Annotated in this window: 20 protein-coding genes and 1 pseudogene; 12 read left to right on the top strand and 9 right to left on the bottom strand. The window is 67.2% G+C overall.

Annotated features, from left to right (window positions below; translation table 11 throughout):
- Nucleotides 1-146: 146 nt before the first annotated feature.
- Nucleotides 147-2,249 carry a phosphoglycerol transferase I gene (locus ABB28_RS13275; protein ID WP_057509075.1) on the bottom strand — a complete coding sequence of 701 codons (2,103 nt, stop codon included), beginning with the start codon at nucleotides 2,247-2,249 and terminating at the stop codon, nucleotides 147-149.
- 210 nt (nucleotides 2,250-2,459) lie between these two features.
- A pseudogene (locus ABB28_RS13280) lies at nucleotides 2,460-4,109 on the bottom strand (ABC1 kinase family protein); the annotation flags it as partial.
- 178 nt (nucleotides 4,110-4,287) lie between these two features.
- Between ABB28_RS13280 and ABB28_RS13285 the strand changes: the two are divergent.
- A complete protein-coding gene (locus ABB28_RS13285; protein WP_057509076.1) occupies nucleotides 4,288-5,229 on the top strand; it encodes a DUF808 domain-containing protein in 942 nt (313 codons plus the stop codon).
- A 285-nt stretch (nucleotides 5,230-5,514) separates the two neighbouring features.
- On the opposite strand, the gene ABB28_RS13290 is transcribed toward ABB28_RS13285, so the two are convergent.
- Nucleotides 5,515-7,053 (bottom strand): GGDEF domain-containing protein, encoded by a 1,539-nt coding sequence (locus tag ABB28_RS13290; RefSeq protein ID WP_057509077.1) that lies wholly within the window; start codon nucleotides 7,051-7,053, stop codon nucleotides 5,515-5,517.
- 111 nt (nucleotides 7,054-7,164) lie between these two features.
- On the opposite strand from ABB28_RS13290, the gene ABB28_RS13295 reads away from it, so the two are divergent.
- Genes ABB28_RS13295 through ABB28_RS13305 form a run of 3 tightly spaced genes read left to right on the top strand, consistent with a single transcriptional unit; the run spans nucleotide 7,165 to nucleotide 8,962 of the window.
- A complete protein-coding gene (locus tag ABB28_RS13295) occupies nucleotides 7,165-7,797 on the top strand; it encodes a Rossmann-fold NAD(P)-binding domain-containing protein (RefSeq protein WP_057509078.1) in 633 nt (210 codons plus the stop codon).
- A gap of 10 nt (nucleotides 7,798-7,807) precedes the next feature.
- Nucleotides 7,808-8,515, top strand: a complete 708-nt coding sequence (locus tag ABB28_RS13300; protein WP_057509079.1) for a helix-turn-helix transcriptional regulator — start codon at nucleotides 7,808-7,810, stop codon at nucleotides 8,513-8,515.
- Between the two features lie 57 nt (nucleotides 8,516-8,572).
- Entirely contained in the window at nucleotides 8,573-8,962 is a 390-nt protein-coding gene (locus ABB28_RS13305; protein WP_057509080.1) for a VOC family protein, read from the top strand.
- A 104-nt stretch (nucleotides 8,963-9,066) separates the two neighbouring features.
- On the opposite strand, the gene ABB28_RS13310 is transcribed toward ABB28_RS13305, so the two are convergent.
- The 4 genes from ABB28_RS13310 to pdhA all read right to left on the bottom strand — a co-directional run bounded on the left by ABB28_RS13310 (nucleotide 9,067) and on the right by pdhA (nucleotide 12,955).
- Nucleotides 9,067-10,461 (bottom strand): dihydrolipoamide acetyltransferase family protein, encoded by a 1,395-nt coding sequence (locus ABB28_RS13310; RefSeq protein WP_057509081.1) that lies wholly within the window; start codon nucleotides 10,459-10,461, stop codon nucleotides 9,067-9,069.
- Nucleotides 10,458-10,811, bottom strand: a complete 354-nt coding sequence (locus ABB28_RS13315) for an SH3 domain-containing protein (protein WP_057509082.1) — start codon at nucleotides 10,809-10,811, stop codon at nucleotides 10,458-10,460. Before ABB28_RS13315 ends, ABB28_RS13310 begins: the two co-directional genes overlap by 4 nt.
- Nucleotide 10,812: 1 nt before the next feature.
- Nucleotides 10,813-11,799 (bottom strand): alpha-ketoacid dehydrogenase subunit beta, encoded by a 987-nt coding sequence (locus ABB28_RS13320; protein WP_425479550.1) that lies wholly within the window; start codon nucleotides 11,797-11,799, stop codon nucleotides 10,813-10,815.
- 73 nt (nucleotides 11,800-11,872) lie between these two features.
- Entirely contained in the window at nucleotides 11,873-12,955 is a 1,083-nt protein-coding gene (gene pdhA / locus ABB28_RS13325; RefSeq protein WP_057509084.1) for a pyruvate dehydrogenase (acetyl-transferring) E1 component subunit alpha, read from the bottom strand.
- A gap of 371 nt (nucleotides 12,956-13,326) precedes the next feature.
- On the opposite strand from pdhA, the gene ABB28_RS13330 reads away from it, so the two are divergent.
- From ABB28_RS13330 to ABB28_RS13345, 4 genes are all read left to right on the top strand, one after another.
- On the top strand, nucleotides 13,327-14,181 hold the full coding sequence (locus tag ABB28_RS13330) for a tryptophan 2,3-dioxygenase (RefSeq protein ID WP_057509085.1): 855 nt from the start codon (nucleotides 13,327-13,329) through the stop codon (nucleotides 14,179-14,181).
- 166 nt (nucleotides 14,182-14,347) lie between these two features.
- The gene (locus ABB28_RS13335) at nucleotides 14,348-15,847 is read left to right on the top strand and encodes a peptide MFS transporter (RefSeq protein WP_057509086.1); all 1,500 of its coding nucleotides are present in this window, start codon (nucleotides 14,348-14,350) and stop codon (nucleotides 15,845-15,847) included.
- Between the two features lie 12 nt (nucleotides 15,848-15,859).
- Nucleotides 15,860-16,453, top strand: a complete 594-nt coding sequence (locus tag ABB28_RS13340; RefSeq protein ID WP_057509087.1) for a thioredoxin family protein — start codon at nucleotides 15,860-15,862, stop codon at nucleotides 16,451-16,453.
- A 101-nt stretch (nucleotides 16,454-16,554) separates the two neighbouring features.
- Nucleotides 16,555-17,658, top strand: coding sequence for a hypothetical protein (locus tag ABB28_RS13345; RefSeq protein WP_057509088.1), 1,104 nt, complete (start codon nucleotides 16,555-16,557; stop codon nucleotides 17,656-17,658).
- A gap of 8 nt (nucleotides 17,659-17,666) precedes the next feature.
- Here ABB28_RS13345 and ABB28_RS13350 read toward each other — a convergent pair whose 3' ends face one another.
- A complete protein-coding gene (locus ABB28_RS13350; RefSeq protein WP_057509089.1) occupies nucleotides 17,667-18,158 on the bottom strand; it encodes a MarR family winged helix-turn-helix transcriptional regulator in 492 nt (163 codons plus the stop codon).
- 127 nt (nucleotides 18,159-18,285) lie between these two features.
- On the opposite strand from ABB28_RS13350, the gene hppD reads away from it, so the two are divergent.
- Both hppD and hmgA read left to right on the top strand, forming a co-directional pair.
- Nucleotides 18,286-19,398 (top strand): 4-hydroxyphenylpyruvate dioxygenase, encoded by a 1,113-nt coding sequence (gene hppD, locus ABB28_RS13355; RefSeq protein WP_057509090.1) that lies wholly within the window; start codon nucleotides 18,286-18,288, stop codon nucleotides 19,396-19,398.
- Between the two features lie 63 nt (nucleotides 19,399-19,461).
- Entirely contained in the window at nucleotides 19,462-20,760 is a 1,299-nt protein-coding gene (gene hmgA / locus ABB28_RS13360; protein ID WP_057509091.1) for a homogentisate 1,2-dioxygenase, read from the top strand.
- Between the two features lie 19 nt (nucleotides 20,761-20,779).
- Here hmgA and ABB28_RS13365 read toward each other — a convergent pair whose 3' ends face one another.
- Complete coding sequence (locus ABB28_RS13365) at nucleotides 20,780-21,361, bottom strand: hypothetical protein (protein WP_057509092.1); 582 nt, start codon at nucleotides 21,359-21,361, stop codon at nucleotides 20,780-20,782.
- 124 nt (nucleotides 21,362-21,485) lie between these two features.
- Here ABB28_RS13365 and ABB28_RS13370 point away from each other — a divergent pair, with 124 nt between their 5' ends.
- Nucleotides 21,486-22,109, top strand: a complete 624-nt coding sequence (locus ABB28_RS13370; protein ID WP_057509093.1) for a hypothetical protein — start codon at nucleotides 21,486-21,488, stop codon at nucleotides 22,107-22,109.
- A 113-nt stretch (nucleotides 22,110-22,222) separates the two neighbouring features.
- Nucleotides 22,223-23,179, top strand: coding sequence for a sodium:calcium antiporter (locus ABB28_RS13375; RefSeq protein WP_057509094.1), 957 nt, complete (start codon nucleotides 22,223-22,225; stop codon nucleotides 23,177-23,179).
- Nucleotides 23,180-23,205 lie beyond the last annotated feature (26 nt).

Here is a 23,205-nt window from a genome sequence, read left to right on the forward strand (position 1 = left end):
GGGGCGTTGAGCGCCATGGATGGCGCGAAACGAGGCCCGCAGGATGCGGTCTTTGCCGTCCCCCGACCAGCCCCACCGCCCGGCCTGCCCCCAGCTGCGGCTTCAAACAACAGCCACCCGCGAAGGGGTCCAACCCGTTTGCCCAACTACCCGCGCGGACGCCGCGAAGGAACCAGCGCGAACGTATCCACCGCCAGCTTCTCGGCATGGTTCAACCACGCCCGGATCTCCAGGTCATCCACCTCGTGGTCCAGCCCGAAGCTCAGGTTGATCCGTCCGCTGGCATCGGGTTGCACCCACTGCTGGGCCAGCACCACCTGCCGCTGCGAGGACACCGCTTCGATCCAGAAACCGCGCTGCGGCTGCGTGCTCGCCACCAGCTCCAGCATGTACTGGCCGGCCCGCGTACGGCGGCCCTTGTCGGTGATCATGTGGGCCTGGCGCACGCTCGGGCGCGGGCCATCGAAGGCATCCAGCGCGGCATCCACCTGCACGCCGCCGCGCAGTTCGTCATCGCGGTACAACTTGATGCCGTTCTCGCGGTTGACCAGCAGCGCGCACCAGTCACCATCGGCGGAACCGTCTTCAAAGGCGGTGCAACGATCCACGTAGGCCAGCGTGCTGTCCTTGTCGGCTTCGTCGAACTGGCGCGAGGTGTTTTCCAGATACACCGTCTTCAGCGCCCAGTCCTTGTCGTACTCCAGCAGCACCGGCGGCTGCACGTGCTGCACGCCGACGATCACATGGTTGCCCTCGTCGATGCGCAGCTCGCGGGTGGGCTCGCCCAGCCACAGCGAACGGGCGAACGCCAGGTACTTCGGATACTCGCGGCCGTTGTCCTTGCGCGCAGCAACGCTGGCACTGGCGGGACGCTGCGGATCCAGCAGCGAACGGCCGAAGCCAATGCGCTGGATCGCCGGATCCAGCAGGCTCAGCAGGGTGGCGCCACTGTCCAGCGTGGTGGCGTCGTCCACCTGCAGCTGGCGCGGTTCGATGCCATTGCCCACGAACAGCAGCAGGTTCTCGCGCTCCTGCCTGGCCAGCACGTGGCTGAGGTCGTTGGGCATGGCCAGGTGATCGGACGACACCACGATCAGCGTGTCCTTGCCGTACGGGCTGGCCTGGATGCGCGCGACCAGCTGGGAGATCAGGCGGTCGGTGCATTTCAGGGCGTTGAGCAGGCCGATATTGCCGTGCTCGCTTTCATAGCGCTCATTCCGGCACGACACCGGCAGGTGCCCCGCAGGATGATGGGTGTCCATGGTCAGCGTGGTCAGCATGAACGGCTCTTTGCCGCGCGAGAGCTGTTCGAAGCGACGATACGCGGTGTCCAGCAGCACGTCGTCATGCACGCCCCAGGCCGAGTAGTGGATGCGACCGACCTTCTTCTGCTGCTTGAACCACGCCAGGTCATGCACTTCATCGAAACCGTGACTGGCCAGGAACTGGCCTTTGCCGGCGAACTGCCCATTGGCGCCGCCCAGGTAATGGTTGGTGTAACCCTGCTGCTTCAGGTAGTCGCCCAGGCACACCGCCTTGGGCAGGAAGCTGCCCATGCGGTCCATGCTGTTTTCATCGCCCTGGGCGGTGGTGAGCGGTACGCCGCACATCGACGCCACCAGCCCGGCGATGGTCCAGCCGCTGCCTTCCGGCGAGTCCAGCCCGCGCACGTCGAGCGAGCGCGCCGCCAGTTTGGTGAGGTTGGGCATCAGGCCGGGGAAGACCTTCTCATCCAGGTAGGTGCGTTCCAGGCTTTCGCCGTAGATCCACACGATGTTGCGCGGACGTTGCAGCGGCTGCGTCGGCACCTGGTACTCCGGTGCGATCCCGGCGAAATCGACCGGGCGCAGCTGGTAATACAGGCGCTGGCCATCGGCGAACAGTGGGCTGATGAATATCGCCAGCAGCCAGACACCGGCAAAGCCGACGAACAATTTCCGGCCGTTGCGCGGCCGTTGCCAACGCTTGATGCGCACCAGCGCGAACGGCAGCAGCGAGACCAGCAGCAGGGCGATGTAGCCGGCGATGACACGCTTGAAATCGGAAACACCTGCGCCTTCCATGTCGGCGCCGAGGTGATACAACGTGGCCGCATTCAGGCCATCGCCGGACAACTGGTCGATCAACCACCAACTGCTCAGTGCGACCAGCAGGACCGAAAGCAGGCCGGCCTTCCACCACAACCACTTGCTGGAAACCAGCAACAGCCAGGCAAGCACGAACAGCGTAAGCAACAGAATCCAGAGCATGGGCGTATTCGGCAGTGACGGAGGTGGTGATGGACGTCGTACCGACGCGTGTCCATCCGACCGGAACTGCCAACCACATCTGCATGACAGCCCGATGACTGGATCATGCCTGCACGAACCTGACTGAAATGTTTGTTGATGACGACGAAAACGGCGATGCCGTCAGCTTTGTGCAGCGTGCGTGAAGCGCGCTGCATTGCCAGGTTGGATCTAGCGGTGCCCGCGCTCTTCGCGTGCGCGTGCACGCCGATCGAACAGCAATGCACTGGTGATGATGCCGAGGCCGAGGAACACACCGATCAACATCAACACCATCGCAATGGCGGGATAACCGAACAGGTGCACGCCGTTGTCCACCTTCATCATCAAGGCCGATGCCAGGATCAGTGCGGCGGTGACGATGCCGGCAGACACGCGGTTGGCGATCTTCTGCAGGTTCTCCATCAGCCGCGATTCTTCCAGGCCGGTCACCTTCATCTGCAGCCGGTTTTCTGCCAGAAGCGCGAGGATGTCGGTCATCTTGCGCGGACCCACGCGCAGCAGCTCCTGTACTTCCATCGCTTCGCTGGCCAGGTTGGCCGCCGACAGCGATTTCTTCAGCCGCGCGCGCATCACGTGCTGCAGCTGCTTTTCCACGATGCGCCGCGTGTCCAGCGTGGGCGACAGCAGCCGGCACACGGTTTCCAGGTTCAGCAGCGCCTTGCCGATCAGGCTCAGCTCCGGCGGCGTGCGCAGTCCGCTGGCGGTGGCGATGCGCACCATGTCCAGCACCACGCGGCCTTCGGAATAATGGTTGCTGGCGGCGTAGCGGGCGATCATCTGGCCCGTCTCGCGCAGGTAACGTTCTTCTTCGAACGATTCCAGCCGCGTGCTGATGGCGATGATCTCATCGGCCACTTCCTCGCCGCGTCCGTCGACGGCGGCGAACAGGACCTTCAACAGGCGCTCGCGCAGTCGCGGTGGCATGTGCGCGACCATGCCCAGATCGAAGATCGCCAGCCGTCCGTCATGGGTGACGCGCAGGTTGCCCGGGTGGGGATCGGCATGGATTTCGCCGTGCACGAAGATCTGGTCCAGGTAGCCGCGGATCAACGCGGCCGCCAGCGGATCCATCGATTGTTCGGTGCGGCGGATGTCCGGGATCATGTCCACGCGCACGCCGTCGGCCAGCTGCATGGTCAGCACGCGATGGCTGCAGTAGTCCCATACCGGCTGCGGTACCCACAACGGCTTGAACGGTCGCAGGTGCTGCCCGAAGCGCTGCAGGTTCTCCGCTTCGGCCTGGTAATCCAGCTCCTGCACCAGGGTCTTGGCGAACTCGTTGAGCCAGTCGCGCAGGCGGACACGGCGGCCGACCTGGGTCAGGTGGTCGGCGGCCAGCGCGAAGCTGCGCAGCGCTTCCAGATCCGAACGCAGCTGGGCGGCGACTTCCGGCTTCTGCACTTTCACCGCCACTTCGCGGCCATCGCGCAGCGTCGCGCGGTGGACCTGGGCGATCGAAGCACAGCCCAGCGGCACTGGATCGAAGCTGGCAAACAGGGTCGACACCGGAGCGCCGAGTTCCTTTTCGATGATGGTGTGGATGCGTTCGACCGGGATCGGGGCGACGCTTTCCTGCATCCGCTCCAGCGCCGTGGCGAACTCCACCGGCACCATGTCCGGACGGGTGGACAGCATCTGGCCCAGCTTGACGAAGGTCGGGCCGAGCGATTCCAGGTCGGTGACGAACTGTTCCGGATTGCCGTCCGGCGGCACGTCGGGGGCGCCGGCGGCTTCCAGGTTCATGCCGGAGAACACGCCGGAATTGCGGTAGCGCATCAGCAACCGCAGGATCTGGCTGCGGCGGTTCATGCCGGTGATCAACGGCGGGTTGGTGGGCGCGGCAGACGGGTTGTTCAAGCAGGACTCCGCGACGGTACAGGAGGCCCAGTGTGGCCGCGGCCAGGTGGTGGAGCGGTGAATCCGTGGGTGTGTTTCGGGATTCACGCCTTTTCAGTCAGAATCCAGCCTCGACCCTCCCCTACAACATGGACCCTTCATGGCCGGCGCCAGCCTGTTCACCCTGCTCGACGACATCGCCACCCTGCTGGACGATGTGGCGGTCCTGACCAAGGTCGCGGCAAAGAAGACCGCCGGCGTGCTCGGCGATGACCTGGCGCTCAACGCGCAGCAGGTCACCGGCATGAGCGCCAACCGCGAGCTGCCGGTGATCTGGGCGGTGGCCAAGGGATCGCTGGTCAACAAGGTCATCCTGGTGCCGGCGGCGCTGGCGATCAGCGCGCTGGAGGCCTGGCTGAAATCGCGCGGCTACAACGTGCCGCTGATCGTGCCGCTGATGATGCTCGGTGGTGCTTTCCTCTGCTACGAAGGCGTGGAGAAGCTGGCCCATCGCTTCCTGCACCCCGCCGAAGAAGACCAGGCCAAGCAGGCGGAGCGGCGCCAGGCGCTGGCCAACGAGCAGGTGGACATGGTCGCCTTCGAGAAGGACAAGATCAAAGGCGCGATCCGCACCGATTTCATCCTGTCGGCCGAGGTGATCGTGCTGACCCTGGGCGTGGTGGTCACCTCCGGCGCGGCGTTCACCCAGCAGCTGCTGACCTTGAGCGTGGTCGCGCTGGCGATGACCGTGTTCGTCTACGGGCTGGTGGCGGGCATCGTCAAGATCGACGACGCCGGCCTGTACCTGGCCAAGAAGGGCGGGGCGGTGGCGGCGTTCGGGCGCGGCATGGTGGCGAGTGCGCCGTGGCTGATGAAATTCCTGTCCATCGCCGGTACCGCGGCGATGTTCCTGGTCGGTGGCGGGATCCTGGTGCACAACGTGCCGGCGCTGCACCACTGGGTGCTGGAGCATGGTGGTGAAGGGCAGTGGGCGTGGCTGGTCAACGCGCTGGTGAACGTGGGCGTGGGCCTGGTGATCGGCGCGCTGGTGCTCGGTGCGGTGATGCTGGTGCAGAAGCTGCGCGGCAAGCAGGCGCACTGACAGGTAGTGACGGCCGCTGGCCGTCAACGTCGTTGACCGCAGCCTCGGTGGGGGACGATGCCCGTGTTGGGGGACTATGCCTGCGTTGGTGGGTGACGACCGTTGGTCGTCATGACGCTGCAGGTGAAAAGCGGTGACGACCAACGGTCGTCACCCACCGTGGGGGCGAGGTCTGACGGCCAACGGCCGTCACTACCGTGGGGGCGAGGTCTGACGGCCAGCGGCCGTCACTACCGTGGGGGCAAGGTGTGACGGCCAGCGGCCGTCACTACCGGGCCAGACGCCTCAGCCGGCCTGCACGCGATTGCGGCCCAGCCGCTTGGCCGCGTACAGCGCTTCGTCGGCACGGCGCAGCAAGGACTCGGCGCTATCGCCGGCGCTCCATTGCGCCAGACCGGCACTGAAATGCACCGGCACGCGCTGGTCCTGCACGTTCAACACGCGCTGGGCCAGTGAGCGCTGCAGGCGCTGCAGGGTGGACATGCTGTCCGCCCCCGGGGTGTCCGGCATGACCAGCACGAACTCGTCGCCGCCCAGCCGCGCAACGCTGTCGCTGGCGCGCAGCAGCAGCTGGCAGACACTGACGAAATGCTTGAGCACGGCATCGCCACCGGCGTGGCCGAACTGCGAGTTGGTCTGGCCGAACTCGTCCAGGTCGATCACCGCGACCGCCAGCGCGCTGCCGCCGCGTGCGGACCGGGCGAGCTCGGACTGCAGCAGCTCATCCAGTCCGCGCCGGTTGAGCGCACCGGTCAGCGGATCGGTGCGGACCAGGTCGGTCACTTCGCGCAGGTCCTGTTCCAGCTGGGCGATGCGCTGCTCGGCCACTTCCACCTCCAGGCGGGCATTGGCCAGATGGTCGCGTGCCTGCGCGGCCTGTTGCTGCACCCGCCCGGTGTCCTGCAGCACCGCCTGCAGCAGCTGGTTGAGGTCGGCGATGCTGCGTGCTTCGCGCAGCCCCAGGGCGTAGCTGCTGATGCGGTCGTGGTACTCGCCGGTGCTGTTGGCCATGCCGTCCAGCTGCTGCACGAAGTCGCCCATCAGCCCGCGCATGGCGGCCTTGGATTCGCTGATGCCCTGCTTGAGCAGGCCTTGCTTGTAGATCACCTGGCGCAGTTCGCTGCGGGTTCGTTCGACCGCCGCGGTGTCCAACGGACCGGACAGCAGCTGGCGCACGGCATCGATCTGCCCGTGCAGCCAGGCACCGTCGTCGAGCAGCTCGCTGATGTTCTCCAGCAGCAGGTCGAACAGGCCCAGCAGCAGTTCATCGCGTTCCTGCCAGGCCTCGCTCCGCACGCCGATCTGGTGGCCCAGTTCGCGCTGGCCCTGTTCCAGCGCATCCAGCGGCTGGCCGGGCTGCCATTGCTTCCAGGCGGCGGCCTGCGCCACGGCCTGCTCGCGCAGCTGCGGGTCGTGCTGCAGCAGGCCCGCCACGGTGATGCCGAGCACCTGGCGCAGCTGTTCGCGCAGGCGGTCACCGTCGGGCGGCGCATCCGGGGCATGCAGTTCGATGGTGCGGATGTACTTGTCGATCAGCTGGCGCATCGCGCGGCCGTAGCGCGGCCAGTCCGCATCGGCCTGGGCTGACTGCAGGCGATCACCCATGTCGCCCAGCTCGCCGGGCAGGGTCGCCATGCCATCGGCAAAGGCCGCCAACAGGGATTCGGGGTGTGCGGCGTGCGCGAACAGCTGCTGCAGGCTGAGCCCATTGCCCCCGCGGGTGACCGCGCGCGGGCCGTCGCTGCCCGCGGCGCCCGCACGGACCAGCGCCAGCGATCCAAGCTGGGTGCCGGGGGCGGGGCGGGAATCGCGGCGGTCCGTCATGCGGGGTGTCCGGGAGAGGCAAGGGCTGGTGACAGCATATCGGCGCGGCCGACGTTGGCTTTATACCCGTGCAGCGTTCACGATGGGGAAAATGAACCAGGGGAGAAGGCGATGCGGGTGATGTTGCTGGGCGCGACCGGACTGGTAGGGGGGCAGGCACTGGGGCTGTTGCTGGACGATCCGCGCTGCACGGCGCTGGTCGCGCCGAGCCGGCGGCCGCTGCCGTTGACCGCGCCCAAGCTGGACAATCCGGTGCTGGATTTCGAACACCTGCCCGGCACCGCGCCGTGGTGGGCGGTGGATGCGGTGATCTGCGCGCTGGGCAGCACCATGGCCCAGGCCGGCAGCCGCGATGCCTTCAAGCGCATCGACCACGACTACCCGTTGACCTTCGCCGGGCAGGCCCACGCGCATGGCGCCGGCACCTTCGTGCTGAACTCCGCGACCGGCGCGGACGCGGGTTCGCGGTTCTTCTACAACCAGGTGAAGGGCGCGCTGGAAGAGGACCTGCGCGGGCTGGAATTCGATTCGTTGACGCTGGTGCGGCCCGGGCTGATCGGCGGCCAGCGTGCGCACAAACGCACCGGCGAACATCTGGCACTGCAGGTGCTGGGCGTGCTGGGTCCGCTGCTGCCGCGCGGCTGGCGGATCAATCCGGCGGACAACATCGCCGCTGCGCTGGTGGATGCCGCGCTGGCGCCCCGGCCCGGTGAACACGTGGTCAGCGCGGCCGAGCTGGCCTGAGCACGCCGCGATGTCCCGCTCGCTGCGCCTGAACCGGCTGCTTCAGTTGTTGCGTCGCCATCGGCGACCGGTCCGCGGCCAGCTGCTCGCCGATACGTTGGGCATCAGCCTGCGCACGCTGTACCGCGACATCGCCACGCTGCAGCAGCAGGGCGCGGACCTGCGCGGTGAGGCTGGCATCGGCTATCTGCTGCAGCCTGCTGACACCCTGCCGCCGCTGACCCTGCCGCCGGCGGAGATCGATGCACTGGTGCTTGGGTTGCGCTGGGTGGCGTCGCGTGCCGATCCCGGGCTGGCCGAGGCGGCGCGTGATGCACTGGCCCGCATCGGCCACGCACTGCCCACCGAGCGCCGGCAGCAGCTGCAGACCAGTGGCCTGCGGGTCGGCCCTGCGCGGCCGATGGAGGCAGTCGTTGCGACCTCGCTGCAGGTCGTCCGCGAGGCCATCGGTTCGCAGCAGCGCGTGGACATCGGCTACCGCGACCTGGCGGGATGCCTCAGCCAGCGGACGGTGTGGCCGTTCGCGCTGGCCTACTTCGACGAAGTTCCGATGCTGGCGGCGTGGTGCGAACTACGCGGCGGCTTCCGCCATTTCCGGCTGGACCGCATCGAGTCCGCGCAGGCGCAGGACTCACGCTATCCCACGCCACGCAGCGCGCTGCTCACGCGCTGGCAGCGCGAGCAGGGCATCACGCCGGACTGGCTGGATCGCTGCTGACCGGAACTGTCAGCAGGGTGGCAGCAGGATGGACGCTCTTCCCAAGCGAGTGATCCCATGTTCAAGCCCGACGCCGTCATGCACTACGTACGCGATGTTTCTCTCAGCGCCGCTTTCTATGCCGGCATCATGGGCCGGCCGGCGAGCCAGCTCGCGCCTGGATTTGCCTTGTTCGTCGTTCCGGATGGCCCCGCGCTGGGGCTTTGGGACCGCGAGGACGTGCAGCCCACCGCCTTGGGCGCACCCGGCGCGTGTGAGCTGACCATGGTGGTGGCCAGCGCTGCGGACGTTGAACGGATGCACGCGGCGTGGCTGGCGCTGGGGGTGGAGATCGCGCAGGCACCGGTAACGCTGGCGTTCGGCCATACCTTCGTTGGCCTGGACCCGGATGGGCATCGGTTGCGCGTGCACAGCCGGGCCGAAGGCTTGCCGCCGCGCGAGGCCTGAACGGAAAAGGGTCGGATCGACTGGCCTTGGCCAGGGATCCGACCCTTCCTTGACGGCCAGCGGCCGTCACTACCGTCTGGCGGCCAGCGGCCGTCACTACCGCATCAGTTGGCCAGGGCCAGGTCGTCCATCATCGCGCGCAGGAAGCGTGCGGCTTCACCGCCGGTGGCCACGCGGTGGTCGAAGGTGACCGACAGCGGGATCACCTTGTGCGCTTCCACGCCGCCCATCACCGGGGTCATCTGGTGGCGGGCACGGCCGGCGCCGACGATGGCCACGCACGGCGGTACCACCACCGGGGTGGCATAGCGACCGGCGAACATGCCGAAGTTGGACAGCGAGATCGTGTAGCCGCTCAGTTCCGAGGCAGCGATCGAACGCGCCTCCACCTGCTCACGCAGGCGGTTGACGCCTTCGCGGATGCCGCGTGCATCGAGCATGTCGGCATTGCGCAGGGCCGGCACGAACAGTCCTTCCTCGGTATCCACCGCGATGCCCACGTCGACATGCGCGTGCAGGGTGCGGGTCAGCGCCTCACCATCGAACCAGGCGTTCATCGCCGGGACCTTCTGGCAGGCCACCACGATCGCGCGCACCAGGCGCGCGGTGACATCGTTGCCCGGCAACCAGGCATGCAGGTCGGCGTCATCGTTCAGCGTGGTCGGAACGACCTTGCTGTGTGCATCGGCCATCACCCGCGCCATGTTGCGACGCACGCCCTTCAACTGTTCCGGCTGGCCCTTGGCGACCACGCCCGGCGGCTGGGTCCGCATCGGCTTGCCGGCGGCCGACATCGGCGCGCGCTGGCTTTCCACGCGTGCCGGTGCCGGTGCGGACACCGGCGCGGACTGCGCTGCAGCCGCTGCGGCCGGCGCGGCGCCGACCTTGGCGCTGCCATCGGCGGCAGCCTGCTTGACGTCGGCCATGGTCACCGCACCCTCGGTACCGCTGGCGCGCACGCGCGACAGGTCCACGCCCAGCTTGCGCGCCATCGCACGCACCGCGGGCACGGCCTTGACCCCGCCGACAGCGACCGCCTGTTCGGCATGCACGGCGTTGGAGCTCTGCATCGCGCCGACCACGGTGCCGGCGTCATCGCGCTCACCACCGTCCTTGATCTCACCGCCCTCATCCGAGGCCACCACGGCATCGGCCTGTGCCGGCGCAGGCTGCCCGGTACTCGGGGCGGCGGCCGGTGCGGCGTGGCCGTGGCTGTGGCCGGTGTCCTGGCCGTCCGCGCGCTGCGGCAGGTTCGGGTCCAGTTCGAAACTGGCCAGCACCGCGCCGGTCGGGATGATGTCACCGGCCGCGCCGGACAGCTTCAGTATCTTGCCGGACACCGGCGAAGGCACTTCGACCACGGCCTTGGCGGTCTCCATCGACACCAGCGGCTCATCCAGGCGGATGGTGTCGCCTTCCTTGACGAACCATTCCACGATGGTGGCGTCCGGCAGGCCTTCGCCGAGGTCGGGCAGGTTGAAATTCTTGGTCTGGCTCATGTGCAGTTCTCTTCCAGCAGTTCCAGTTCGTGGGCCGGCAGCCAGCCCGTCGCGCCATTCGCGCGCTCGGACCACCACCACCCCCCATGTTCATGATGCAGCCGTACCAGCTCGCCGTTTTCCACGTCCAGTTCGCTGGCGTCATAGTCACGCAGGGCTTCTGCGTGGCCATCGTCCAGCACCTGCAACCAGGCGACCGGCGCCCAGCCTGCGCCACCGTCGCGGGTGCGCACCCAGGCAAACGCCGGCCATTCCTCATCGCGCACACCGACCTCGACGATCTGGCCGGTGCGCAGGCGGAGCGGGTTGGGGTACTGGCTGCGGTACGGGCCGAGCAGACGGGCCCGCATCTCAGCCTGCCGCAACGGCGCGCTTGGCCGCCGCCACGATCCGCTCCACGCTGGGCAGGTACTTCATTTCCAGGCGGAACAGCGGAATGTGGGTGTCATAGCCGGTCACGCGCTCGACCGGTGCCAGCAGGTCGTAGAGCGATTCCTCGGCCAGCCGTGCGGCGATTTCCGCACCGAAGCCCGCGGTCTTCGGGGCCTCCTGCACGATCACGCAGCGGCCGGTCTTGGCCACCGATTCGGCAATGGTGGCGAAGTCCAGCGGGCGCAGCGTGGCCACGTCGATGACTTCGGCACTGATGCCTTCGCCGGCCAGTTTGTCGGCTGCTTCCAAGGCTTCCTTGACCTGCGCACCCCAGGTCACCAGGGTCACGTCGGTGCCGTCGCGCAGCACGAAGCAGACATCCAGCGGCAGCGCTTCGCCATCGTTGACCACCACTTCCTTGTACTGGCGGTAGATGCGCTTGGGCTCCATGTAGATGACCGGATCCGGTTCACGGATCGCCGCCAGCAGCAGGCCGTAGGCGCGCTGCGGCGAGGACGGCAGCACCACGCGCAGGCCCGGCACGTTGGTGAAGATCGATTCGTTGGCTTCGCTGTGGTGTTCCGGGGCACGGATGCCACCGCCCCACGGCACGCGCAGCACCATCGGGCAGTGCAGGCGGCCACGGGTACGGGTACGCAGGCGCGCGGCATGGCAGATGATGTGGTCGACCATCGGGTACATGAAGCCGTCGAACTGGGCTTCGGCGATCGGCTTCATGCCCTGCGCCGCCAGGCCGATGGTCAGGCCGGCGATGGTGGTTTCATCCAGCGGGGTGTCGAGGATGCGGTTGGCGCCGAAGCGCTGCTGCAGGCCGGCGGTGGCGCGGAACACGCCGCCGTTGACGCCCACGTCCTCGCCCAGCACCAGCACCGAGCTGTCGTGCTCCAGCTCCCAGGCCAGCGCCTGGGTGATGGCTTCGATCAGGGTGATGGGGGTGGTGGTCATGACGGTGTCTCCACCGGCGACAGCGGCGCTGTCGGCGGCATTGGTGCGGGAAGCAGGAGCGCCGTGCTTGATGTCATCCATGACGCTGCTCCAGGGCAATGGCGGCAGCGCGCTGGGCCAACAGGTCCGGCGGCGGATCGGCATACAGGAAATCGAACATCGCTTCGACCGGCTGCACCGGGGTGTTGAGGTACTGGTTCACGTCCTCGTCCACGCGCGCGCCGCACTGCTCGATCCAGGCCTTCTCTTCGGCTTCGCTCCACACGCCCTGGTCGGTCAGGTACTTGCGCAGGCGCAGCATCGGTTCCAGCAGCCAGGCATCCTTCACTTCGGCGTCGTCGCGGTAGCGGCGCGCGTCGTCGGCGGTGGTGTGGTCGGACAGGCGGTAGGTCATCAGTTCCAGTACCGTGCCGCCGTTGCCGGACAGGCCGCGTTCGCGCGCCTGCTCCATCGCCGCCAGCACCGCGATCAGGTCGTTGCCATCCACCTGCAGGCAGTGCAGGCCACCGGCCAGGCCCTTCTGCGCCAGCGTTTCGGCACCGGTCTGGGCCGAACGGGGCACCGAAATCGCCCAGCCGTTGTTGACGATGCACAGGATCAGCGGCAGCTTGTAGGCGCCGGCCGAATTCAGTGCCGCGTAGAAGTCGGTCTTGGAACTGCCACCGTCGCCGCACACCGCCACGGCGATCTGCTTCTCATCGTTGAGCTTGAACTTCAGCGCCGCGCCGGCCGCATGCAGGCACTGGGTGGAGATCGGCACGCAGAACGGGAAGTCCTTGGCCGCATTGCCGCCGTAGTCGTTGCCGCGCTCGTCGCCGCCCCAGTACATCAGCACGTCGTACGGGCGCACGCCACGCATGAACATCGCACCGTATTCGCGGTAGCTCGGCGCGAACACGTCGCTGGGATGCATGGCCGCACCGATGCCGACGTGGGCCGCTTCGTGGCCCAGGCAGGCCGCGTACGTACCCAGCTTGCCGGTGCGCTGCAGCGCGATGGACTTGCTGTCGAAGACGCGCACGTAGAGCATCTGCTTGAACAGCGGGACCAGCACCTTGGGATCCCGCAGGGACGCGGGCAGGTCGTCGCGGACGAGCTTGCCGTCCGCGTCCAGGTATTGGAGATATTCGATCTTGAACTCAGCAGCAACTGTCATTGCGGACTGCACCTTCGACAGGAAGTTACAAATGATATGAATCGCCATGTTAAGGACGGTGTATGAAAAAGCCGTCCTGCGGCGCAGCAAGGGTTTCCCCGATGAGGCCCCTGCCGGCGGGTAGGCGGCCCGTTGCAGCAACGTATTCAGCCGTTGCTGCAGAGCACCAGAATACGCCCGTGAAGGCGGGGATGGGACCCTCGGGAACCGGTTCCACGCGCCGGGATGCGGGTTTGTGCGTTCCACGAGGGCCTGTGACGACCAACGGTCGTCACCCACCGCAGCCGGTGAGGCACCAAGGTCGTCACCCAGCGCAGCCGGTAACCGACTGTCGTCCTGCTACGCTTTCTCTTTTCATCGGTCCCGCCCCCATGTCCGTCGACAACAACCAACGCGATCTCGAAGCCGGCATCCTGACCGACCTGCAGGACCGGCTGACCTACGGCGGCTACCTGCGGCTGGACCAGCTGCTCAGCGCGCAGCAGCCGCTGTCCAGCCCGGCCCACCATGACGAGATGCTGTTCATCATCCAGCACCAGACGTCCGAGCTGTGGTTGAAGCTGCTGGCGCATGAGCTGGGCGCGGCGATCGGTTTCCTGCAGCGCGACCAGGTCTGGCAGTGCCAGAAGGTCCTGGCACGCAGCAAGCTGGTGCTGCGCCAGCTGACAGAGCAGTGGTCGGTGCTGGAAACGCTGACCCCGTCCGAATACATGGGCTTCCGCGACGTGCTGGGCCCGTCCTCGGGCTTCCAGTCGCTGCAGTACCGCTACATCGAGTTCCTGCTGGGCAACAAGAACGCGCAGATGCTCAAGGTGTTCGAACACGACGAAGCAGGCCAGCAGCGGCTGCGCCAGGCGCTCGAGGCGCCGAGCCTGTACGAGGAGTTCCTCCAGTACCTGTCGCGCTTCGGCCACGACATCCCGGCGCAGTACCTGGACCGCGACTGGACGCAGCCGCACGTGGCCGACGATGCGCTGCATCCGGTGTTCGAGCGCATCTACCAGAACACCGACCGCTACTGGCGCGAGTACGCCCTGTGCGAGGACCTGGTCGACCTGGAGACTGCCTTCCAGCTGTGGCGGTTCCGCCACATGCGCACGGTGATGCGGGTGATCGGCTTCAAGCGTGGCACCGGCGGTTCGTCCGGGGTGGGCTTCCTGGCCAAGGCGCTGGAACTGACCTTCTTCCCCGAACTGTTCCAGGTGCGCACCACGCTGGAAGGCTGAGCGGCCGGCGTCCCCCATTCAGATTGTTGCGTTTGCAAGTTCCGCGACCCGGCGGTGACCTGCTTCGATCGGTGTGTATTTGACGTGAACGCCAGAAGTCGGTGATCCTCGCGCGTTAGCTCGGCACAGCGGACGTGCCTGTCATCCACCGAACCAGGAATCCCGCATGAGCCTGAACGCCACTGCGAATACCCCCGAACCGGCCGTGCCGGAATTCAAGACCACACTGGGCCATCCACGCCCGCTGTGGATGCTGTTCATGACCGAGTTCTGGGAACGTTTCGCGTTCTACGGCATCCGCTGGGCACTGGTGCTGTACATCGTGTCGCAGTTCTACAACGGCGACGCCGGCGGTGAAGCCGCGGCCAGCCGCACTTACGGCGCCTACCTGGCGCTGGTCTACGCAGCGGCCATCTTCGGCGGCTACATCGCCGACCGGGTGCTGGGCTATCAGCGGTCGATCCTGACCGGTGCGGTGATCATGGCCGCGGGCCTGTTCATGATCTCCCTGCCCAACCACCAGGTGTTCGAACTGGGCCTGGCCACGATCATCGTGGGCAACGGCCTGTTCAAGCCGAACATCTCGACCATGGTCGGCAAGCTGTATCGGCTGGACGATCCGCGGCGCGATTCGGGCTTCACCATCTTCTACATGGGCATCAACATCGGCGCGATGATCGCCCCGGTACTGACCGAATACCTGGCACGCAAGGTGTTCGGCACCAGCGCCATGCCGTCCTACAAGGTGGTGTTCATCGCCTCCGGCGTGGGCATGCTGATCAGCCTGGTGTGGTTCTACATCGGCCGCAAGGGCCTGCAGGGCATCGGCGCACCGCCGGTCGGCGCCGAAGGCTACGGCCGCATCGTGATGGTCGCGGTGGGTTCGCTGGTGGCCATCCCGGTCGCCTTCTTCCTGCTGTCCACCGGCGCCACCGCGCTGGCCTGGATCCTGCTGGTGCTGTTCATCGCGCTGGCGGTCCTGCTGCTGGTGGAAGGCATCCGCAACGGCAAGGTGGCGCGCGACCGCGTGATCGCCATGCTGATCATCTTCGCCTTCAACGTGATGTTCTGGATGTTCTTCGAACAGGCCGGCAGCTCGTTCACCTTCCTGGCCGACAACATCGTCAACCGCAACCTCGGCGGCTGGGAATTCCCGACCGCCTGGTTCCAGTCGGTGAACTCGGTGGCGATCATCACCCTGGCGCCGATCATCGCCTGGATCTGGGTGGCGATGGGCCGTGCCAACCCGTCCATCCCGCGCAAGTTCGGCCTGGGCCTGCTGTTCAACGGCGCCGCGTTCGCGCTGCTGATGTTCGCGCTGTCGCAGCTGGTCGTGGACGGCAAGATCCCGTTCTGGACCCTGTTCATGGTCTACGTGATCCAGTCCATCGGTGAGCTGTGCCTGTCGCCGATCGGCCTGTCGATGGTGACCAAGCTGGCGCCGGTGCGTCTGGTCGGCTTCGGCATGGGGGGCTGGTTCCTGTCCACCGGCATCGGCAACAACCTGTCGGGCATCTTCGCCGGCGTGGTCAGCGGTGAAGGCGGCATGACCGTGGAATCGGCCCTGAAAGGGTATACCTTCGGTTTCTGGGCGTTGATCGGTTCGGGTGTGATCCTGTTCCTGCTGGCGCCGCTGATCAACAAGCTGATGCACGGCGTCAAGTAAGAGGAAGAGTGAATGCGCAAGACCGCAGGTTGGATGTCCATGGGGGTTCTGGCCGCTGCACTGGCAGCGTGCTCGCAACCCGGTCCCGATACCGCCAAGGCGCCTGCGCAGCCGCTTGATACGCGACCCACCGAGGCACCGGCCGCTGATCCCAGCGTGCCGGTGGCCTCCGGCAACACCCCGGCGGCCGCGGACATCGCGGCCATCGCGGCCCTCAACGCCTCCTTCGATCCGGCCCGAGACCCGGCCGCCGACCTGGAAACGGCCAAGGTGGAAGCGCAGCGTGGCAACAAGCGCATCATCCTGGACGTGGGCGGTGAGTGGTGCCCGTGGTGCCACATCCTGGACACATTCGTCGAAGGCGATGCCGAAGTGCGCCGGCTGCGCGATGCCAACTACGTGTGGATGAAGGTCAACTACAGCGAAGACAACGAGAACAAAGCGTTCCTGTCGCAGTTTCCGGAAGTGAAGGGCTACCCGCACCTGTTCGTGCTGGATGCCGAAGGTGGCCTGCTGCATTCGCAGTTCACCGGTGAACTGGAACAGGGCAAGAGCTACGACCGCGCGAAGTTCCTGGCCTTCATGAAGGAGTGGGCGCCGCGCTGAGGCGCGATGCCAAGCGGCGGCACTCAATTCAGCCGCGCTGCGGCCGCTAACGCCAAGGTACCGACGCCACGCTGACCGTGGCGCACGACCTGGAGCGTCCGATGCACAGCGAGCTGATCGACCATCCCCCTGCCGACACCGTGGCACTGCCTGCGGTGGATGTGCTGATGGACGATGGCGCTGCGGTTGCTGCGGCGGCGATACCGCCTGGCACGCACAAGCTGCCCGTGGTGGCCCTGCCGGACAACGCCGCGCTGGCCGCTGCGGTGCAGAAACTGGTCGAACAGAAAGAACGCCTGGACTTGCTGGCCCGTGACCCGCGGCTGGCCGGCCTGCTGCCGCCGGAATGGCTGGGGCAGGGCGGACGGGCGGTGGATGTGGCGGCCTTCGTGCAGGGCGTGCTGCCGTTCCTGCAGGTGGCCGAACGGGGCGAGACCGCGCCGATGCGCCTGCCGCTGCGGCATGTACTGGGCGACAGCGGTCGCTGGTCGGTGGCCGACGTCGCCGAGCCGCAGTCGCTGGCCTGGCTGCTGGCCAGCGACGAGCGGGCGACGGTCGGCAGCCGCGACCATGCCGATGCCGTGTTGATCGGTGCCCTGGGGCTGGCGTGGATGCAGGAAGGACGCAGCCGTCCGGGCTTCCTGCGTGCGATGGGGGTGGATACGCTGGCCGCGCGCACCACCATGCTCGGCTACCCGCCGGCCGAAGAACTGGCCCTGTACGAAGTAACCGCGCATGGCCAGCGCGAGGTCTGGTGCGTACACGGCCGGCGCCGTCTGCGGCCGCTGCCGGCGCCCTGGCTGAGCGTGCCGCTGCTGGTCGCCTACGGCGTGAAACCGCCGCAGCCGTGGCCGTCCAGCTATCCCGCCATCGAATCGGTGGCGCGCGAACTGGCCACGGCACGGCAGGGCCGCGCGCTGCCGGAGATCAGCCTGCCGGTGGTGGTGCGGAAGATCGCCGAGGATGCCAATGGGGACATCTGGCAGCCGGTGAGCCTGCTGCAGCTGGGAACCTGGGTGCCGCGCTGGCCGTTCTTCCTGGCCATCTTCGTCGGCCTGCCGTCACTGCTGCTGGTCACCGCCGCACTGGCGCTGCCGGGGGCGATCGAAGCGGCCACGGTGGCGGCTTCGCTCGGCTTCGCTGCCGGTGCCATCGGCGCGCTTGCGGCGCCCTGGGTCTACGCCCGCCGCAAGCACCTGAGCTGAGCCTGCAGTCAGGCTTCGCCCATCCGCTGCAGGCCTTCACCGGCCAGCCGCAGGATCAGCTTTTCCAGCAGCTGTTCTTCATCTTCGCTGAGCACGGACATCAGCTTGCGGGTGGTTTCGATGACCAGCGGGGCGATCGTTTCGTAGACCTCGAAGCCGGCCGCCGACAGCGCCAGCACCGAGCGGCGACGGTCGTCGCCGTGGGTTTCACGCTTGATGAAGCCGCGTTCCAGCAACCGCGCCACCGCGCGGCTGACCGCGACCTTGTCCATCGCCGTGCGCTCGGACACTTCGCTGGCCGACGAGCCCGGATACAGCGCCAGGATGGTGATCACCCGCCATTCCGGAATCGCCAGGCCGTAGCGATCGCCGTACAGTTTGGCGATGTTGCCGCTGACCCGGTTGGAGAGCACGCTCAGCCGGTAGGGCAGGAACTGTTCCAGGTCGAGCAGGACGTGCGAGGCACGCACGCTGGTGGAGGCGGGATCGGGTGGGCTCATGCTGCGGTGCACCTTGCTGGTGGTTTCAGGTGTAACTATAAAGGGGGATGTACTAGCCCTGCATTGTCGCGGGTCCCTCTGTCGCCCGCACCTGGTTTGATGCGGAAAAGATTCGGAGCCTTATGCCATGAATACCACCGTCCAGACCGCCTCGCACCCCAATCTGGGCATGCAGGTGACCACGTTTGAAAACCCGATGGGCATCGACGGCTTCGAGTTCGTCGAATTCGCCGCCCCCGCCGGCCGCGGCCAGGAGCTGCATGCCTACTTCCGCAGCATGGGCTTTTCCGCCGTGCTCAAGCACGCCACCCGCCCGATCACCGTGTATCGGCAGGGCGGAGTGAACTTCCTGGTCAACGAAGATCCGGACTCGTTCGCCGCCGACTTCGCTGAAAAGCACGGGCCGTGCGCCTGCGGTTTCGCCATCCGCTTCCAGAAGCCCGGTGCCGAGGTCTACCAGACCGCGCTGGGCAATGGCGCCGAGCCGGTCGACTTCAAGCCCGACTCCAGGGCGGTGGATGCGCCGGTCATCAAGGGCATCGGCGACTGCATGCTGTACCTGGTGGACCGCTACGGCGATGCCGGCAGCATCTACGGCGATGACTATGTCGCGGTGGAAGGCGCCGACCCGGCACCGAAGGGCTTCGGCCTGACCTTCATCGACCACCTGACCCACAACCTGTACTTCGGCAACATGCAGCAGTGGTCGGACTACTACGAGCGGCTGTTCAACTTCCGCGAGATCCGCTACTTCGACATCAAGGGCCTGAAGACCGGCCTGGTGTCCAAGGCGATGACCGCACCGGATGGCATCGTGCGCATCCCGCTCAATGAATCGTCCGATCCGAAGAGCCAGATCAACGAATACCTGGACGCCTACAAGGGCGAAGGCATCCAGCACATCGCCTGCTTCACCGATGACATCTACGCGACCGTGGAAGCCATGCGCGAGCAGGGCGTGCAGTTCCTGGACACGCCGGACACCTACTTCGACGTGATCGACCAGCGCGTGCCGGGGCATGGAGAAGACGTGGCGCGGCTGGCCCGCAACAAGATCCTGATCGATGCCGATCCGGAGACCCACCAGCGCAAGCTGCTGCAGATCTTCACCCTGAACTGCATCGGCCCGATCTTCTTCGAGATCATTCAGCGCAAGGGCAATGAAGGCTTCGGCGAAGGCAACTTCACCGCGCTGTTCGAAAGCATCGAACGCGACCAGATGCGCCGCGGCGTACTGTAAGCGGCAGATCGCTCGGGTAAGGTAGGTGCCGGCCACGCGCCGGCACATGACGGGATGCCAGACATGACCAGCACCATCGAAGCACGCGGCTACCAGACCGGGTTCGGCAACGAATTCGCCAGCGAGGCGCGGGCCGGCGCGCTGCCGATCGGGCAGAACGCGCCGCAGACCGTGGCCCACGGGTTGTATGCCGAGCAGTTGTCCGGCACCGCATTCACCGCCCCGCGCGGCAGCAACCGCCGCAGCTGGCTGTACCGGATCCGCCCGGCGGTGACCCATGGCGAGTTCACTGCGTTCGCGCAGGATCGCCTGCAGGGCAGCTTCCACGGGCTGCCGGCGTCGCCGAACCAGCTGCGCTGGAGCCCGCTGCCGCTGCCCGAGGCGCCGACCGATTTCATCGAAGGCCTGTACACGATGGGCGGCAACGGCGGCCCGGAAGCGCATGCCGGCGTGGCCATCCACCTGTACGCCGCCAACCGTGACATGCAGGGGCGTTATTTCTACAACGCCGATGGCGAGCTGTTGATCGTCCCGCAACTGGGACGCCTGCGCCTGCTGACTGAAATGGGCGTGGTCGAGGTCGAGCCGCAGCAGATCGCGGTGATCCCGCGCGGCGTGCGGTTCCGCGTGGAACTGCCGGACGGGCAGGCGCGGGGTTACGTCTGCGAGAACTTCGGTGCGCTGCTCAAGCTGCCCGACCTGGGGCCGATCGGTTCGAACGGACTGGCCAATCCGCGCGACTTCGAAACCCCGCAGGCCGCGTTCGAAGACCTGGACGGCGAGTTCGAGCTGGTGGCGAAATTCGAAGGCCAGCTGTGGCGTGCGCGCATCGACCACTCGCCGCTGGACGTGGTGGCGTGGCACGGCAACTATGCGCCGTACCGCTACGACCTGCGCCGTTTCAACACGATCGGATCGATCAGCTTCGACCACCCGGATCCGTCGATCTTCCTGGTGCTGCATTCGCCGAGCGATACCGCCGGCACCAGCAACATGGATTTCGCGATCTTCCCGCCGCGTTGGCTGGTGGCCCAGCACACCTTCCGGCCGCCGTGGTTCCACCGCAACATCGCCAGCGAGTTCATGGGCCTGGTGCACGGTGCCTACGACGCGAAAGCCGAAGGCTTCGTGCCCGGGGGGGCATCGCTGCACAACTGCATGAGCGGCCACGGCCCGGATGCGCCGACCTTCGACAAGGCATCGGCGGCCGACCTGTCGCGGCCGGACGTGATCAAGGACACCATGGCCTTCATGTTCGAGACCCGCGGGGTGATCCGCCCGACCGCACAGGCGCTGTCCGCCGCCCACCGCCAGGGCGACTACCAGCAGTGCTGGAACGGCCTGCGCAACAACTTCCGCTGAAAAAAGGGGACGGAGGGAGTTAAGTCGTTTCTGGCATTGCCGGAAGGGACTTAACTCCCTCCGTCCCCTTTTTGAAGGCGTCGAGGTGGTCCCGCGGGAGGACTTCCAGCAGGCGGTCGTGGACACGCTCGGCGTAGCCGGCGGAGGTCAGCTGGGTTAGTGCGTCGAGGGCGGCCTGCATGGTGTCCACCACGTCGCCTTCCAGGCGGGCCTGCTGCAGTTCGCGGAACAGCGCGGCGGCCTGCGGGTGGCGCTGCATTTCCAGGATGCCCAGCAGGTAGATGCGCGCAGCCGCCATGGAACGCCGGCGTTCGTTGGGTGCTGACGAGGCGAGGGCGGAACCCGCGCCGGGGGGCGTGGCCGGGGCGACTGGCAGCGCTGCGGAAGCTGACGGTTCCGGCCGTTCCGGTGTGGTCACCAGATACCCGGCCTGGACCAGCTGGATCACCATCGCCGGGGCATCCGCACCGATCATCGTGGTCAGCGCGGCGAGGTCGCGCTGGCCATCGCAGAGGATCAACAGGCGGCGCTGGCGCATGTCCAGCGGGGCGCGGTGGGCCTGCAGCGCGGTTCGGGCTTGGTCGGTCTTGCGCGGGAGCATGGGCGGCTACAGAGAAGGCGGTGCAGGCCGAGCCTGAATGCCTGCCGTGAAACGCTGATGACAATGCGGCGCGTGCACACCCGCCGCGGTAGCGTTCGCGCACTGCCTTCCAAGAGATGTCACGATGAAAGCCTTCCCCGTTGCCGGCCTGCTGGCCCTGTCCCTTGCCGCCTGCAGCCAGGGTCCGGAAGCGAGTCCGGAGGCGACCTCGCCGATGACCGAAGCCGCCACCAACCCCGCCAAGGACGCCAATGTCGCCGCCGATGCGGACATGGCCACCGCCTCGCCGGTGGACCCGCGCAGCGACAGCCCGGCGCGCCTGGATGGCTTCGGCGCGGTGGACCTGGGCGCGAGCCTGGACGATGTCCGCGGCCGATTCGGTGCGCCGCTGCAGGGCGAAGTGCCGAACGATGAATGCCATTACATCCGCCCGCAGAAGGAGTCAGCCGAAGGCCCGTTCCTGATGATCGAAGGCAACCGGCTGGTGCGCTACGACGTGCGCGGTCCGGCCATCGTCGCCCCGGGCGGCGGCCGCGTGGGGATGAGCCTGGGCGAACTGCAGCAGTTGTATCCCGAACGCGCCGACCTGGGCCCGGACAAATACGATCCGCAGGCCCAGCACCTGCGCGTGCGTCCGGCGCAGGAAGGACACGGCATCATCGATTTCGCGCTCGGCGCCGATGGCAAGGTCAGTGCCTGGCGGGTGGGGCTGCCGCCGCAGGTCGATTATGTGGAAGGGTGTGGCTGAGGATGCGGTGAGGAGGTGACGACGAAACTGTCGTCACCCACCAGTGGCAGTGAGCCACCGGGACGCGGGGATCCACCGTAGAATCGCCGTGACTCCCGCTAAAGGATTGCCTGATGATCGCCCTCGCCATCGCCTGGTTCGTGCTCGGCATCATCCTGCTGGGCCTTGGCGGCGACACCGTCGTCAAGGCCGCTTCGGGATTGGCCCAGCGCTTCGGTGCATCGCCCTTCACCGCCGGTCTGTTGCTGCTGGGCGTGGCGACCTCAGTGCCGGAGCTGGCGGTGAATGCGCGTGCGCTGGCGGTCGGACAGCCTGAACTGGCGCTCGGCAACGTGGTGGGCAGCACGCTGGCCAACCTCGGCCTGACCCTCGCCCTGGCCGCACTGGCCGTGCCCCTGCTGCTGCGCGCGCGGGTAGTCGTGGTGGCCTGGTTCGGCGTACTGGCGGCGGCGCTGCTGCTGATCGTGTTCGGCCTGGATGGGCAGCTGCTGCGCTGGGAAGGCGGCGTGCTGTTGGCGGCCTTCGTGTTGTTCTTCGTGCTGCTGCTGCGCCGTGGCCGCCACGAGGCACCGGAGGTAAGGGCGCTGATTGCCGATGCCGCCGTGTCACGGCCGGGACTGACCTTGAACCTGGTGCGCATGGCGATCGCCGCGCTGACCTTGTACTGGGGCGCCCGGCTGGTCGTGGGGGCTGCTGCGGACCTCGGCGCTGCGCTCGGCTGGACGCCGCTGCTGGTCGGTCTGCTGCCGGTGGCCATCGGCACCGCGCTGCCTGAAATCGCCGCTGCGGTGATGGCGGCACGACGCGGTCAGGGCGACATGGTGGTCGGCCACGTGCTGGGCTCCAGCGTGGTCAACCTGCTGCTGGTGATCGGCGTGATGGCGGTCGTGCAGCCACTGGCCCTGCCGGCGTCGTTTGTGCGCCTGGAGCTGCCGGCGGTGCTGGCCTTCGCGCTGGTGCTGTACCCGATGCTGCGCGGCGACCTGCGCATCAGCCGCGCCGAAGGCGGCGTGCTGCTCGGCGCCTTCGTGGCGTGGGTGGGCCTGGAGCTGGCGTTGCTGGTGGCCTGAAGCCGATGGCCGACCGACGTCGGCCC

The organism is Stenotrophomonas chelatiphaga (genome assembly GCF_001431535.1).
GTDB lineage: Bacteria > Pseudomonadota > Gammaproteobacteria > Xanthomonadales > Xanthomonadaceae > Stenotrophomonas > Stenotrophomonas chelatiphaga.